General features: G+C 56.9%; 10 protein-coding genes. 3 read left to right on the forward strand and 7 right to left on the reverse strand.

Annotated elements, in window-relative coordinates; translation table 11 throughout:
* Nucleotides 1–830: 830 nt before the first annotated feature.
* Both MSL71_RS11515 and MSL71_RS11520 read right to left on the reverse strand, forming a co-directional pair.
* Entirely contained in the window at nucleotides 831–2,030 is a 1,200-nt protein-coding gene (locus MSL71_RS11515; protein ID WP_180140372.1) for a hypothetical protein, read from the reverse strand.
* A gap of 9 nt (nucleotides 2,031–2,039) precedes the next feature.
* Nucleotides 2,040–2,687: a flavodoxin family protein gene (locus tag MSL71_RS11520; RefSeq protein WP_180140373.1), complete on the reverse strand. Its 648-nt coding sequence runs from the start codon at nucleotides 2,685–2,687 to the stop codon at nucleotides 2,040–2,042.
* A 430-nt stretch (nucleotides 2,688–3,117) separates the two neighbouring features.
* Between MSL71_RS11520 and MSL71_RS11525 the strand changes: the two genes are divergently transcribed.
* Nucleotides 3,118–4,392 (forward strand): SPL family radical SAM protein, encoded by a 1,275-nt coding sequence (locus MSL71_RS11525; RefSeq protein WP_180140374.1) that lies wholly within the window; start codon nucleotides 3,118–3,120, stop codon nucleotides 4,390–4,392.
* A gap of 81 nt (nucleotides 4,393–4,473) precedes the next feature.
* Here the strand turns inward: MSL71_RS11525 and MSL71_RS11530 are convergent, their stop codons facing one another.
* From MSL71_RS11530 to MSL71_RS11540, 3 genes are all read right to left on the reverse strand, one after another.
* Entirely contained in the window at nucleotides 4,474–6,192 is a 1,719-nt protein-coding gene (locus MSL71_RS11530; protein WP_180140375.1) for a methyl-accepting chemotaxis protein, read from the reverse strand.
* 339 nt (nucleotides 6,193–6,531) lie between these two features.
* Nucleotides 6,532–7,092, reverse strand: a complete 561-nt coding sequence (gene ybiA / locus MSL71_RS11535; RefSeq protein ID WP_180140376.1) for a riboflavin biosynthesis intermediates N-glycosidase — start codon at nucleotides 7,090–7,092, stop codon at nucleotides 6,532–6,534.
* 452 nt (nucleotides 7,093–7,544) lie between these two features.
* The gene (locus MSL71_RS11540) at nucleotides 7,545–8,438 is read right to left on the reverse strand and encodes a LysR family transcriptional regulator (RefSeq protein ID WP_180140378.1); all 894 of its coding nucleotides are present in this window, start codon (nucleotides 8,436–8,438) and stop codon (nucleotides 7,545–7,547) included.
* 444 nt (nucleotides 8,439–8,882) lie between these two features.
* On the opposite strand from MSL71_RS11540, the gene MSL71_RS11545 reads away from it, so the two are divergent.
* Both MSL71_RS11545 and MSL71_RS11550 read left to right on the forward strand, forming a co-directional pair.
* Complete coding sequence (locus MSL71_RS11545) at nucleotides 8,883–10,298, forward strand: coniferyl aldehyde dehydrogenase (RefSeq protein WP_180140379.1); 1,416 nt, start codon at nucleotides 8,883–8,885, stop codon at nucleotides 10,296–10,298.
* An 82-nt stretch (nucleotides 10,299–10,380) separates the two neighbouring features.
* A complete protein-coding gene (locus tag MSL71_RS11550) occupies nucleotides 10,381–11,562 on the forward strand; it encodes an iron-containing alcohol dehydrogenase (RefSeq protein ID WP_180140381.1) in 1,182 nt (393 codons plus the stop codon).
* Nucleotides 11,563–11,655: 93 nt separating this feature from the next.
* On the opposite strand, the gene MSL71_RS11555 is transcribed toward MSL71_RS11550, so the two are convergent.
* Both MSL71_RS11555 and MSL71_RS11560 read right to left on the reverse strand, forming a co-directional pair.
* Entirely contained in the window at nucleotides 11,656–12,876 is a 1,221-nt protein-coding gene (locus MSL71_RS11555) for an amidase family protein (protein WP_180140383.1), read from the reverse strand.
* Between the two features lie 155 nt (nucleotides 12,877–13,031).
* Entirely contained in the window at nucleotides 13,032–14,288 is a 1,257-nt protein-coding gene (locus MSL71_RS11560; protein ID WP_180140385.1) for a hypothetical protein, read from the reverse strand.
* Nucleotides 14,289–14,495 lie beyond the last annotated feature (207 nt).

Raw genomic sequence — 14,495 nt, forward strand, 5'->3', positions numbered from 1 at the left:
TCTGTTGCATGGTTCTGTTCACAATGACCGATCGCCGTCTTGCCCCGTTCCGTTGCGTGGCGGATGGGTTCCTGCCCTCCGGTATGGAGGGTTCCCGTCCCCAAGATGGAGGAAGTGAAGAATGGGACCCCGGAGGGCAGGAAACGATACGTGGGCTGGCCGTGACCGATGGTGCCCCTGGAGCCGTTTTCGTGCTCCGTCCGGGCCTTCCCGGCAGGAATCGCATCGTGCATCCGATTGCAGATCTGATCGTGAAGTGAGCTTATAGCCGCACTGTTTTTGGTGTCAAATATCGGAGGTGTGTTGTGATTAATATATTGATTTTTCGAGTGTATATAGAAATATGTGCGAGCTAAAACGTTGAAAGGGCAGGGCTTGCGCAGGTCAAAACGTGGGGTGTATTTTTGGTCGCGGGTAAAAACGTCGTTTTGTGAGGCGTTTGCGAGATGGAACGTGACGCAGGGCATAGGAAATAGAGGCAAACGGGTCCCGTTTTTGGGAAACACGCAGATGAAACGAGGGGAAGGCCCCTTAGACCGGATGTTTCACGAGTCGAGTACACCCATATTCAAGGCCCCCGAGCTGTAGATGGCGCGGTTTCCTTCAAGGCACTGATAAGGCATAAGATGGGCGCAATCGGCGCGCCCGATGGGTAACCGCCCCGAAATCGGCGGGTTGTACTTTGTATTTTTGAAAGGGGGGGCTTGGCAACGATCTGTAATAAGGGAGCCTCTTGACATATGCGGGGAAGGGGATCGGTTTGTTTTACGAAAGGGTGGGTGTGGTGGCAATGCTTTGTTATAACGAATTGTTATGGGGTATTGTCCGGACTATATCTTTTCCTTTAACGCCTGTTTGAGTTTGATGTTCTCTTCGACGAGTTCCCGGATTTTCGGATCCGAAAAAAAAGGGCGGAATTGAAATGAGGTTTCCGGGAAGACCTCTCCCTTAAACCCGCCGGTGTGGTTGATCAGGCGGATATACCCGAGCTTTCGCCTTTCCGTTTCAAAGACATGGCGGATGTGGCTGAGGCGGGATTCCGCTTCGATGCGTATCTCAGCATCCACGATGCGTCTGCCGTCTAATACTTTTTCCATTTCATAATCCGTGCGGATGATCTCCATGGCAGCCAGCTCGTCCAGGCCCTGGCGCACCGAGGCGACGTTGTCCCTGAAGCGGCGGTTTTTCAGGATGCCCAAAGAGAGGAGGTCGCTGAGGCGCAGAATCATCGCCTGGTCGCGGGTATCGGGCATCAGGCAGAGCCATCGGAGGAGCCATCGGGAAAATCCGGACCGGCAGGCCATAAAGGTTCCGTAGTCAACACCGGCCGGGGAGGTGAAGGAGATCATGCGGAACACCTCCGGATGAAAGACGCACAGGCACCGTCGTCGGGACTCAGGGCCTGTGGCCTTGTCGATGTCCCACAGGACGGAGGTGAGGAGCCCCCCTCCGGCAATGGCGTGATCCTTGGTCTTGACGGTCATGTGAGCACCGCACAGGATGTTGAGCCCGAGTTTCAGCTGGTCGAAAGAGTAGGTGTGGTTGGAGCGCATCAGCTCCCGGCGCAGGTCGTACAGGGTGAAGAAGATCCCGGCTGCGTTGTCAGCGGTAACTCCCGCTCCTTGGGAAAACCATTTGCGCAGAACCGCCTCGATGAGCTCCTCTTTCAGCCCGGGAAGGTAGGACCGCGTGTTCCCTTTCTCCCGAATGGTGGCCGGCAGGATGGTGAGGTCGTATGGGGTCCCGGCAAGGGAAAAGGCAAGGTGAATGGGGGTTGCCTTGCCGTTGGTGTCCCTCGGCACCTTCTTGGAATAGGTAAACCGGGGCAGCGCGTCAAAGGGGAAGGCCATGTGGACGAGGTTCGCGTCGAGGTTGTGGGGTGCCGACCACAGGGCCACCGGTACCTGGCGCTTGGATACAAAGGCCTTGGCCAGGCGCTCTTCGGTGCGGCCCCGGCGTGGTGCGGGGGCACCGGAGGCCGGGCGCTGGGTGAGGATCTTTCGAGAGCCGATCTTTTTGATAACGTCCATGGTGGGCCCTTACGACTCGGCAAGGGCTCGGGACAGGGTGGTGCCCAGCTCAAAGGCCTGGGCCAGGGTCGCCTCCTTTTTCTTGACGTCACCCCTGCCGAAGACGCTGAGGACGGGGAGCTCTCCCACGATGTCGTAGCCCAGGGCTTTGAGGGGAAGGCCCATGGCGTCCATGGTAAACCCCATGTCTTCTTTGGTCTCCTGCTCGCAGATCCCCACGATCACGGCCTTTCTGCCCTGGTTTCCAAGCTGGCTCGACCAGGGGCCGGGTCGCTCAGAGGTGAAGTTGTAGAAGCAGTAGAGCCGGTCGATGAAGGACTTCATCCATGCCGTGATGTTGTAATTGTGGGTGGGGGAGACCAGCACCAGCCCCTTGGAGGCGATGATGTCCGGGTAAAGAAGGGACATGCCGTCCCTCTGGCCGGTGCAGATGCGGTCTTTTCGGCATCGCTCGCAGCCGATGCACGGGGAAAACGCCACATCCCGCAGGTGAATTTTGCGGGTGTCCGAGCCTTGCTGGCTTGCCCCTTTAAGGACCTGGGTCAGCAACAGGTCTGAGTTGCCCTTTGCCCTGGGGCTGGCCCCGATGCCCAGTACCGCGGGCTCCGGGGTGTGGGTGCTGATGGTCTGAAACAATGGGTCGTCAAAATATCGCATGGCTTGTCCTTGGGATGTCACGATGGGCCAACGGGGTTGGCGGGTTGACATAAACGTCTTGGCGGCGCACCTCCGGGGGACCGGACAGGGCCGTTGTCTGGCTTGGGCCGCGCAACCCTGCAACCATAAGGGAGATGCGAGCATAAATCAATGGTCCCCGGAAGGGTCTTCACGGCCAACGTATTTAAAAATTCAATTGCCTTTAGCAGGGCGCTTTTTGAAAAAAGCACCGCAAAAACGTTCCGGTAGACTGTTCCTTATGTTGAAACACTCGGATCGCCAGACGCTTTGAGCCGGATCTGGTCATTCGTAAGGTCTGCTTATCAAGCTTTTTAAGCGTTTTTTCCCTGGCAGGGCCGCCTGAGGCAAAATCTAAATGCCTTTGCCCTGGCCACTGGCGGGAACCCTTTTTTTTCGGTATAACGACGCCATGACATCCACGAAACTTACACAGACGGCCCTTTTTCATAAGCTTCCCGAGGCGCAGCGGCAGTGGCTGCTCGCCATGGCCGAGGCCTATGCCTTCTCCTTTCAACAGCTCAAGATGCTCACCGAGTACAGCGCGGACCTCATCTGCTGGCGCGTGGGGTCCCTGGAGCAGTTTTACCGCCCGGAGGCGGTGGGCAAGGCCAAGGGAAAACAGGCGGCGTCAGTGGTCTTTCAACAGTTTCGGGAGGGGTATGAGGCCCTGAAAAACGGGCAGAAACACTACTCGGGAACCGAGGGGTTTTCGGCTGCAGAACGGAAATTCCCTGATGAGCAGATGGTGGAGGTCCCTTTAAAAGGGAATATCATGGGGCGGTGCCCCGTGGCCTCGGAAAAGACGCGCTGCTGCAACCTCACCACCCTGGATGCGGTTCAGCAGTGCGGGTTTGATTGCAGCTACTGCTCCATTCAGTCCTTTTACCACGGCAACCAGGTGCGGTTTATCCGGGATCTTGTCTCCCATCTGGAGACCCTGGAACTGGACAAAGAAAAGACCTATCACATCGGAACCGGCCAGTCCTCGGACTCCCTGATGTGGGGCAACCGCTTCGGGCTTCTGGATTCGTTGTACCGGTTTGCCTCGGCCCACCCCAACGTGATCCTGGAGATGAAGTCCAAGAGCGGCCGTGTGGATTATTTTTTGGAGCACCGGCCCCCGGCCAACATGGTCTTTACCTGGTCCCTCAACACCCCCACGGTGATTCACCACGAGGAAAAGGGGACAGCCTCCCTGGAAACACGGATCGCAGGGGCCCGGAAGCTGGCCGATCACGGCATTCCCGTTGGGTTTCACTTCCACCCGATAGTCTGGTACGAGGGCTGGCGGGACGATTACCTGGCGGTGGTCTCACGGCTGGTCGAGACCTTTCGGCCCGAAGAGCTTGTCATGGTCTCCCTGGGGACCCTTACCTTTATCAAGCCGGTGCTGAAGCGCATCCGGGAGCGTATGCCGGACAGCTCCATCCTCCAGATGCCCACAGAGGAGTGCGCCGGAAAACTGAGCTACCCCCTCTCCATCAAAGAAGACCTCTTTTCAACGGTGTACCAGGCCTTTCCCCAGTCCTGGCACGAGTCCGTTTTTTTCTACATGTGCATGGAGCACATCGATCTCTGGGAGCCGGTGTTCGGACGCAGCTATGCCTCCAATGAAGAGTTTGAGGCGGACATGATCAAGACCTACCACGATAAAACAGCCCGGATTCGTCAGGCCAACCCATAGTCAGGCCGGTTTTCCCTCATTTCAAAATAAAAAAAAGCCCCCGTCAGAAACGCCGGGGGCTTTTTCGAGTTGCCATTTATCTTACAGCTTAAAGGCGCTGACCAGGTCCTGGAGTTTTTCGGCCATCTCTTTTAACCGCTGGGAGTTGTGGCTTACCTCCGAGCTTTGGGTGGAGATGGCGTTGGCTTCCATGTTGACATCGGCGATGTCCCTTGCAATCTCCGTTGCCACGGTGGAGGCCTGGGCCACGTTTTCCGTTACTTCCAGGGTGCCCCGGGAGGCCTGGGAGACGTTGTCGGCGATCTCACGGGTGGTGGCTGTCTGCTCTTCGATGGCGGCGGCGATGGTGCTGACGATGTTGTTGACCTCGCCCACCACGTTGGAGACCTGATGGATCTGGGAGATGGTGGAGTCCGTGGAACTCTGGATGGCCTGGGTCTTTCCCTTGATCTCTTCGATGGCGTCGAAGGTCTGCCGGGCCAGCTCTTTGATCTCGTTGGCCACCACGGCAAACCCTTTGCCGGATTCCCCTGCACGGGCCGCTTCAATGGTGGCGTTCAGGGCCAGGAGGGTGGTCTGCTCGGAGATGTCCGTGATCACATCGGTGATCTTGCCGATTTCGCTGGCAGCCGAGCCCAGTTCCCCGACTTTTTCCGAGGCCCGCGTGGCTTCGTCCACCGCTTCTCCGGTAATGTTCCGGGCGGTTTCGGTGCTTTCGGCAATCTCGTTGATGGTGGCGGTCATCTGTTCGGCGGCGTCGGCCACAAGGCTGACGTTGGTGGCGGTCTCTTCCACGGCCGCGGCCACGGAGTTCATGTTGGTGCTCATCTCTTCGGAGGCTGCGGCCACGGTGCGGGATCGGTCCGCGGTGTTGTCCGAGCTTTTGGAGAGGGTTCCTGAGATACCTTCCAGCTGGGTGGATGCCTCCAGGAGCCGGTTTCCTTCGCCTCCGATGTTTTCCATCATGTCCTTGAGCCGGGCCACCATGGCATTGAGGCGGCTCATCATGCGGCCCATTTCGTCGTCGCTTTTCACCGGGACCGCCCCGGAGAGATCGCCCTGTTCAATCTCCTTGATGAACCGGCCGGTGGCGGCAAGGGGTGCCAGCAGGCTTTTTCGGACCATGAGCCAGGAGATGAGAAGGATCAGGGCCAGGGTGCCGAAGGTGAGAAGGGCCACGTTGAGCTTTGCTTTCAAAAGCTGCCGGTTGGTTTCGGCCAGGGACATGGTGAGCTCAAAGGCACCGTGGATTTCCCCTGCTTTCCACCCCTCCTTGATGCCGCCCAGGGGGTCCTTGGAACCCCGGGGCGATCCGTGGCAGGCCATGCAGTCTGCCGTGAGTTTGATGGGCCGGAAGTAGCGGATGGCATCGTCTTCGATGACGATTTTTTCGGTAAGGCCCTTGGCCTTGATCTCAGCCAGGATCTCCTTTTCAAAGGCGTCGGCTTCGTTGGCCCTGTTCCGGGGAGAGATCTTCGGCACCCGGAATGTATACCCGGTGGAGTCTGCGTTCAGCTTGACCATGTCGATGGCGGTGACCACGGGCACGGCTTCGATGAGTTTTGCTTTGGGGATCTCGTCAAAGGGGAGGATGATCCCCTGGGTGAGCTTGTGGGCCATCTCGTTACGGGCGGCTTCGGCCATCAGGACAATGGCGCGGCTTTTCTGCACCATGCCGTCCACAGCGCTGTTTCGAATGTCGGAGACCCGCAGGATGCCCAGGATAAGAGCAATGACCAAAGGGCCCAGGGTCGTAATTGCGATGATTTTCCATTTGATGCCGATATCTCTGAATGTCATGGGCGGTTCTCCATTGGGACGTTGGGAGGTTATGCCTCCATTAGGTGTTCCTCCCTTAGAACAAAAAAGTAAGGAAAAAAAGCTAACACAGTGTGGCTGATGAGGCAACCATACTGTGTTGATTAGAACCGTCGGCGTGATTTTGTATTTTGATGTCAGAAAAGGTATTGCGGATTTTTTTTGCTGGCTTTTGGACAGGATATCTCGTGTGGTGTTGTGGGGGGACACATGGCGGGTGTCGTGTCATGCATTACCCGTCGGCGAGTCGTTTCTGGAAAACCAGATCAAAACCCGCCTTCACCCTGGGGATGCCCCAGGCTCGTTTAACCGAGCCGGGGGTCACGATTGTCTCAGGATCGATCGTACGTTCATGAGGGCAAAACCCAGAAGGTTAAGGCCATTCCACTGCTCCGGATCCCTGCAGAGAGGGTTGTCTTCGGCCAGGCCGATTCCCCAGATGGTATCCACCGGGCTTGCCTCCACCAGGATGCAGTCTCCTGTGCCCAGAAGATATGTTTTCAATGCCTCATTCTGTTCGAACTTTGCTTTGTTTCCGCGCACCACAATGTCGAACCGATGCCGGTTCCACTCCGCTTCATGGAAGTTTTTTATGCTGCGGCCCCATTTTTTTGCTTCCCGGGGATGTGCGCATTCGATGATGTTGCGCCGCATGGCCTCGTCATTGAACAGCCGCGCTTTTTCCGCCATCATGTAGACTTCCGCCGACGTGTAGCGGATGCCGTCCAGGTCAAAGGGGGCCTGCCACCACTGGCTGAAGCACTGCTTGCCTGTGCGGCCGTCCTTTCTTGGCTGATGTCCCCAGAAGAAGAGGTAGTCGAATCGCTTTCCTGCCCTTACCTCTTCTTGCAATGAGTCAATATCAATGATTTTTTCATGCATAAGACAGTTTCTTTCCTGAAGATAGATCAATATCGAGTTCAAGATATCGTTTATATCAACATCCTGCCCCAGGCAAGGTGAATGGTTGCAGGGGCAACACATTTAAACATTCAGTAGCCTCCGGCGGGTCGCTTTTTGAAAAAAGCTCCGCAAAAACGTTCCGGTAAGGGCTATGCCCTAAAATAATAATACATAACGATACTCCGCCTTAAATTCGTTATGTGTCGAAGCAACGATCAAAAAATCATGCTGAGGACTTATGGGATGATCTCGTCATGTGTAATTTATTCTTGGCATGGCCCTAATAAAAAAGAAGAGGGGCTATGCCTTGTAGGGACGCATCCTCAAAAAACAAAACCTGTTTGTCAAACTTTTCAAAAGTCTGGCCCCCGGCAGGGCCGCCGGAGGCAAAAATCTGAATGCGTTAACCCTGTGAATGGTTGGCGCTTTGCTCACCGATGGTCGAATTCAAATTCGATCTGGCCCAGAAGGTCAAGGAAGCGGCGCGTCTTGGCCGGAACAAAGGCAGCCCCCGGATAGAGGGCGTACCAGGGATAAGGGGACAGCTGGTACCCTTCAAGGAGCCTCACCACCTCACCGGTTTCGAGAAGGCCCCGGTAGGGCCACATGGGCGCCAGGGCAATACCGAACCCCTCCACCACAAGATCCCGAATCGCAGTGAGGCTGTTCACCGTGAATTTTCCGTCCGTGACGTAGACCCGTTCCCGTTTTTCCTGGCGGTGCAGTTCCAGGGGAAGCTCCCGCTGTTGCTTTGAAAAAAGCAGAAAATGATGGTGTTTGAGATCCTGGGCGGTTTGGGGGGGCGGATGGGTTTCAAGGTAGCCCCTGGACGCAACGAGGATCATGGGCATGTCCGCAAGTTTTTTGCACATGAGGTTGGAGTCGGGGAGGTCCCCCACGTGAATCTCCACATCAAAGTGGGCGGTTGGGGCTTCGGCGTATCCGCTGTTGAAGCGAAGCTCCACCCTGAGCTCCGGGTACTGTTTCACCATGTCTTTCAGGACCGGCACCACAAAGGCCTGGCCAAACTCCAGGGGCGCGCTCACCCGAAGGAGGCCCTGGGCCGTATCGGCTACGCTGGAAACCCTGGATTCCAGAGTGGATTGTTCATCCACCAGCCTGCGCATGCCTTCGTAATAGAGAAGGCCGGTTTCCGTGGGCGTGGAGCGGCGGGGAGAGCGTTGCAACAGCTTGACCCCCAGGCGCTCTTCCAGGGCCATGACCTTGCGGCTCACCGCTGACGGGTCGGTGCCCAGCTGTTCTGCCGCGGCTTTGAAGCTTCCGGCCTCCACCACCCGCAGGAAAATCCGTTCCGCTGATTCCATGCATTCCCCCTTCAATCCATACTATAAAGCGCCACGTGTGATTACCGGATTCCCCGGCGCAGCCACCGACATTGTGGGGCAGGAACCCGGGGTCACTTTTTGGGATTGTAAATTTTGCAATGTTAAAATGCAATAATAGGGCCTACATAAATGGCAATCATTTCGGTATCCTTTCGCCCGAGTTTGGACTGGGACCCGGGGTATGGGCATCACATCCCGTGGATGAGATGCCATTAAATCTGAACACGGGTTCCATCCATTGACAGAAACATGGTGTGGGTTGTTTTAAGTGGTTTAATGTTTTAATATGATTGTGAAAACTTTTAAAGCGGCGCGTAAGATATGTCCCCGCACCCGCCTTTGCGCCCTCAACCACCGATCTCCCTGCACGCAACAGAACAGCATTTCCCGAAAAAGACCCCTAACAAAGGAGCCTTGACGTCCATGGACATTCAACAAGAGATAAAGAAAATGGAGACCACCCTGGTCACCATGAAGCAGGCCTTTGACAGCAGCCCCATGCCAAGTCTCGATGCGCGAATCGAGATGCTCAAGAAGCTGAAAACGGCCCTGGTCGCGTACACGGGGGACATCAGTACCGCCATGAGCGATGATTATGGAAAGCGAAGTGAGCTGGATACGCTTATCGCCGATATCACCCCCTGCATCGGCAACATCAATCATACCATCGCCCACCTGTCTGAGTGGATGGAGCCTTCCAGGAGAGACCCCGGGCCCCTTCTTACCACGTCATCCGTGGAGGTGATCTATCAACCCCTGGGGGTTGTGGGCATTGTGGTCCCGTGGAACTTTCCCGTTATGCTCTCCATCGGGCCGCTCATTTCCGCCATTGCCGCAGGTAACCGTGCCATGCTCAAGATGAGTGAGTTTACGCCCCACACCAACAAGGTCCTCGGGGAGATGCTGAGATCGGTGTTTGATGACAGCTATGTGAGCGTGTTTGAAGGGGAGGCGGAGGTCTCGGCGGCCTTTACGGAACTTCCCTTTGATCACATCCTGTTCACCGGGTCCACCACGGTGGGGCGCCACGTCATGCGGGCCGCTGCGTCCAACCTGACCCCGGTAACCCTTGAACTCGGTGGGAAATCACCGGTCATCGTGGGTGAGGATGTCTCCATGGAGATGGCGGTGGAGCGGATTATCTACGGGAAAAGCCTTAACAACGGTCAGGTTTGCGTGGCTCCGGACTATGTGTTCCTGCCCGAGGGCAGGCTGGAATCGTTCATCGCCGAATACAAAAAGCAGTACGCAGGCCTTTTTCCCCAGGGAGTGGATTCCGAAAACCTGACCTCCATGGCAAACACCCGTCAGTTCAAGCGCATTGAAGGGCTTTTAAACGACGAACAGGAAAAACAGACCCGCATCGAAGCCTGCCACGGAAACAGCATGGACAGCGCCAAAAACCGACTGGTCACCCATATGGTTGTGGACCCGGCAACAGACGCCAAGGTCATGACCGAAGAGATCTTCGGTCCGTTGCTTCCCCTGATCACCTATGGGGATGTTCAGGAAGCCATAGCCCATATCCAGAGCAACCCAAGGCCCCTGGCCCTTTACCTGATGACCCATGACGAGGCCCTTCAGCATCGCGTGAAAACCACGGTTCATTCTGGTGGGATGTGCATCAACGACAGCGTGTTTCACCTTGCGGTGGACGATGCTCCCTTTGGCGGTATCGGTGCGTCCGGAATGGGTAACTATCACGGGTTTGAAGGTTTTCTGACCATGTCTCATTCAAAAACCGTGATGACGTCGGGAACGGAACACAACATAAAGCATCTTTTCGCAAGGGAAGACAATGAGTTCAAAAAGGCCGTACTGGAGGCCTTGTTGCGATAGCCGGCACGTGGGCCGGTAAAGAAGAATAAGCCCTTCACCCCAATCCATGAAGGGCATTTAAATAAATCAGGAATAAAAAACAATGAAGTCTCACCCGTTTGATTACCAGATGAAAACCATCGTTCACGCCAGGGAAAACGGCATTGAAAATGTGCCTTCCCTGTTCCGGCACATGGGCGCAAAGCGCGTTGTCCTCTTCTCCGACAAAGGCCTTGAAGCCTTTGGTGTCGTGGATAGGTGTGCCGATATATTCAACCGCCAGGCAGATGTCACCCTTGCCGGCACGTTTACCGCCATTGAACCCGATGCAGCCTGCCGGAACATCAATGAGGCCATCGCCTACGCAAGGGATTGCGGGGCTGATGCCATCCTTGCCGTTGGGGGAGGGAGCGTCATCGATGCTTCCAAAGGGGTCAAATATGCTCTGGACAGGGGGCTTGCCGACATTCGCGGGGTCATTGCTGGTGGTGGCAGGCTGGAGGTCTGGCCGGAGTCTCAGGGCTTTGATACCCCCCATATCGCCGTCCCCACAACCGCAGGAACCGGCGCGGAAGCCTCCCCCATTGCCGTTTTTTTTAACGAAGAGGAAAACATCAAGGCGAGTCTTGTGGCCTCGGGCCTTGAGGCGGATATCGCCATCCTGGACCCATGCATGACAACCGGGCTTCCCAAGGGGCTTACCCGCTCCACGGCCTTTGACGCCCTGACCCATGCCGTGGAAGCCCTGGTTTCGCCCCTGAGCAACAGCTTTACGGACGCCTATGCCATGCAGGCGACACGCCTTATCATCGACAACCTGCCCAGGGCGTTGGAGGCGCCCGGGGACACAGCGGCCCGGGGTGCCCTGCTGCAGGCCAGTACCATGGCCATTTCTGCCTTCTACTCTTCCCTCGGGGGGATTCCCATCCACAACTGCGCCCACGCTTTCGGGGCTGTGGGCCATATTCCCCATGGAGACGCCAACACGGTCCTGATGCCCGTTGTCATCGCGGCCTTGCCCGAGTTCTATGGGCCGAAAATCGGCAAGCTGGCTTCGGCCCTGGGGCTGATGCCCGAAGCAGACGATGCCCGTACCCTTGCGTCGGTGGTGGCGTTTTTAAAAGACTTTCAGAAGAGAATCGGGGCCGACACCACCTTTTCAGCGTGGGCCCTTGATGACGAGCAGAAGAAACGAATCATGGAGACCGTAAAAAAAGATATGGCATATCAGTTTTACGCCATCCGTGACGAGAAGATCGCTCAGATTGTCAACGGGGTGGCATAGCCCCTGTAAAAAACAGATACGTTACATCTTATATCGTTAAAAAGCGGCCCGAAACGGGCCGCTTTTTTGTTTGATGCGAAGGGGGGCGTGATGTCAGTGACCGGCGCACCGGGTGTAGAGGTCGTTGCACAGGGCCATGAGAGCCCTGTCCTGACCGTACCCGGCGACAAACGAGAGGCCCACAGGGATTCCGCCTGCCTCTGCCACAGGCATGGTGATCTGGGGCGCGGATGACATGCCTGAGATGGCGTTGACGCCCATGGCTCGCGGGATGTACTCCCCTTCGTAGAACGCCGGGGTGATCTCAGAAAGCCTGGGGGCCGGGGCCACGGTGGTGGGAAAACAGAGGATGTTTCCGTCGTTCAGGAAATCATTGAGCTGGCGCTGGAAGGTTTGCCGAAGCGTGAGGCGGCGCTGGATATCCTTGCGGTCAGAGCCTTTGGCATACGCGTGAAGGGCGGACTCCACCCCGGGGCTCAGGGTTGGCTTTTCATGGGTGACCCAGGCTCCGAAGGAGTTCCAGATCTCGATGGAGAGCAGGTACCCCAGGTTTTCGAAGAGCCAGCGCCAGTCGACATGGGGGGCTGTGATGTCTGCCATGGTGGCGGTCCGGCTGGGGCAAATTTCGCTCAGTTGGTTGCGGATGGGCGTAAGGGCGCTGAGGAACTCTGCGTCGGTTATGTGAAAGATGTCCTCCACAAAGCAGAGGCTCGGACGGGGTGTGGCAGTGTGGCCGTCGTCCGCCAGGAGAACCCTTATCACCTTATCCAGGACCTCTCCGTTGCGAGCCATGACGCCCACGGTGTCGTAGGACGGCGCCAGGGGGAGTACCCCGGACAGGGAGATGAGCCCGTGGGATGGCCTGTATCCCCAGAGACCGCAATTGGACGCCGGAACCCGCACCGAACCGCCTGTGTCCGTTCCCAGGGCAAAGTCCACCCGTCCCCCTGCCACCGCGGATGCGGAGCCGCTGGAGGATCCTCCGGGAATCCTGTCCGGGGCCTTGGGGTTTACCGGGGTGCCGTAAAAGGCGTTGACCCCCAGAAGGCTGTAGGCCAGCTCGTCGGAGATGGTTTTTCCCTTATAGATGGCCCCGGCCCCCAGGAGCTGTTCCATGCAGATGGCATGGGCCACCGCCTCGGTGGCCCGGGTCTCTTTCCATCCCGGGCTTCCGTAGCCCGGGATCTCACCGGCCACGTCCATGTTGTCTTTCAGTGCAAAGGTCAGGCCGTCCAAGGCCCCGGGGGCGTAGGGTGCGTGGGTGGTGTTGCTGACAAACGGATCAGATACGCTTTGGGTGTCACAAGGATTCATGGGATCTCTTCTTTGGTTCTGGGCGCGTTGTTGCAGCCCCATTCCCGGTTTGGTGATGGCGAACCGGTGAAAGGGTATACTATGACTTGTTATGCTGAGAATTAGGCATATGCCAATGCCCTGAACCGGTCAACGGAAAATTAGGCATGATTCCCTTACAGAGAATCGGCGGGGCTGCCGGGTTCGATGGCCTGGATTCGTTTCAGCTGGCCCAGGGCTTCCCGGAAGCTGACGCTCAGCCTCTCTTTTTCCGTGAGCAGGACAAACCCCATGTGTTGGGCCTCTTTTTCAATGTCGGGCATGTGAAGGGCTCCCCAGGGGACGATGAGGGTGTCGTAACGGGGCAGGGCTTTGGCCATCATGGCGATCAAGGCCTGGTTTCTTCGGGTGAAGATGTCGTGGGTGATCTCGGCCAATACCGATTCGTCGTCGGGCTGGGTTTCGAGCCAGGCGGTGTAACCTCGCCATGCGCCTGCGGGTGAGTCTGCTTCGGAGAGGACCTGGGCCAGGGTGTTGATGAAATCAACGGTGGCAGGAGACGCCTCGGAGAGGTCGATGTCTGCGGAGACAATATGGGGTTTGCGGGTCCCCTCATCCTGTGGCGCAAGGGGCTTGAACTCGTCGGAGACGCTGGTGGCGTCCAGGGTCATGCGCTCCTGGGTGTCGAGGCCCAAAAGGGTTCCCAGGCTGTCGTAGGAAAAATGGGTTTGGAGGAGTCCCTGCCTGTCTGAGACCCCTTCGGCAAGGATCAGGGTCCTGCCGTTGGTTATGGAGTTTCCAATATCATGGTAATAGGCTGTGCGGCCGATGTGGATCATGGGAATCAGGCGCAGGGTCTTTCCGTTTTTTCCGTAGGTTTTTTCGTTCATGTAAAGGCCGGTGAAGCTGACGCGCATGAACCCGTTGGTGCGGGCCTCCACAAAGGCGGAAAAGGCTGAAAGCCCCATGAAAAACAGAATTACTGGCACGGCCAGGGTGGTTGCGGATACATACACCAGGGTGTTTTTCGCGCTGAACCAGGGGCCCTGAAACATGGAGGGGCTCATGAGAAAGGGGTGGTCCGATTGGTGCCCAATGGCCCGGAGCCCTGCAAGGCCGATACTCAGCTGCCCCAGGGCCATGAGAATGCCGAACACCCCTTCCGGGATGTACCGGGGTGCGGGCCAGAAGAGGAGACCCCCCCACAGGGCATAGGCCGCCATGGGCAAGAAGACACGCTTGGGAAGCCGCCGGTCCAGGCCCATGGCCATGAAAACAAGTACGGAGAGAAAAAGGACCAGATATGCGAGGACATTCCTGGGCTGGACGAGCAGGTGCATCCCGCTTATCGCCGTAAAGAGTTCGTCCAGGACGGAGATGGCCCCGTCGGCCAGGAAAAGAATCAGAAAGAGATTGGCAAAACGACGCATCATGGGGTGCGGCCTTTTATCGTGTTTTTAGAAGCATGAAAGAGAGGCCGCCGGTAACAATCCAGCTCAAAAAAGCCTCCGGCGGGTCGCTTTTTGAAAAAAGCTCCGCAAAAATTTTCCGGTAATCAAGGAACTCATCTCCAGCCCCGCAAGGGCCGAAGATAAGCGCTTTGATAAATCGAAAAATAAGGTAACTATTCAGTTGCCTCC

The organism is Desulfoluna butyratoxydans (assembly GCF_900699765.1).
Classification (GTDB): domain Bacteria; phylum Desulfobacterota; class Desulfobacteria; order Desulfobacterales; family Desulfolunaceae; genus Desulfoluna; species Desulfoluna butyratoxydans.

Bases quoted from the DNA above. Each gene is read 5' to 3' on its own strand.
- MSL71_RS11520 (WP_180140373.1), bottom strand. From the start codon at position 2,687: ATGCGATATTTTGACGACCCATTGTTTCAGACCATCAGCACCCACACC.
- MSL71_RS11525 (WP_180140374.1), top strand. From the start codon at position 3,118: ATGACATCCACGAAACTTACACAGACGGCCCTTTTTCATAAGCTTCCC.
- MSL71_RS11530 (WP_180140375.1), bottom strand. From the start codon at position 6,192: ATGACATTCAGAGATATCGGCATCAAATGGAAAATCATCGCAATTACG.
- MSL71_RS11560 (WP_180140385.1), bottom strand. From the start codon at position 14,288: ATGATGCGTCGTTTTGCCAATCTCTTTCTGATTCTTTTCCTGGCCGAC.
- MSL71_RS11540 (WP_180140378.1), bottom strand. From the start codon at position 8,438: ATGGAATCAGCGGAACGGATTTTCCTGCGGGTGGTGGAGGCCGGAAGC.
- MSL71_RS11515 (WP_180140372.1), bottom strand. From the start codon at position 2,030: ATGGACGTTATCAAAAAGATCGGCTCTCGAAAGATCCTCACCCAGCGC.
- ybiA (WP_180140376.1), bottom strand. From the start codon at position 7,092: ATGCATGAAAAAATCATTGATATTGACTCATTGCAAGAAGAGGTAAGG.
- MSL71_RS11550 (WP_180140381.1), top strand. From the start codon at position 10,381: ATGAAGTCTCACCCGTTTGATTACCAGATGAAAACCATCGTTCACGCC.
- MSL71_RS11555 (WP_180140383.1), bottom strand. From the start codon at position 12,876: ATGAATCCTTGTGACACCCAAAGCGTATCTGATCCGTTTGTCAGCAAC.
- MSL71_RS11545 (WP_180140379.1), top strand. From the start codon at position 8,883: ATGGACATTCAACAAGAGATAAAGAAAATGGAGACCACCCTGGTCACC.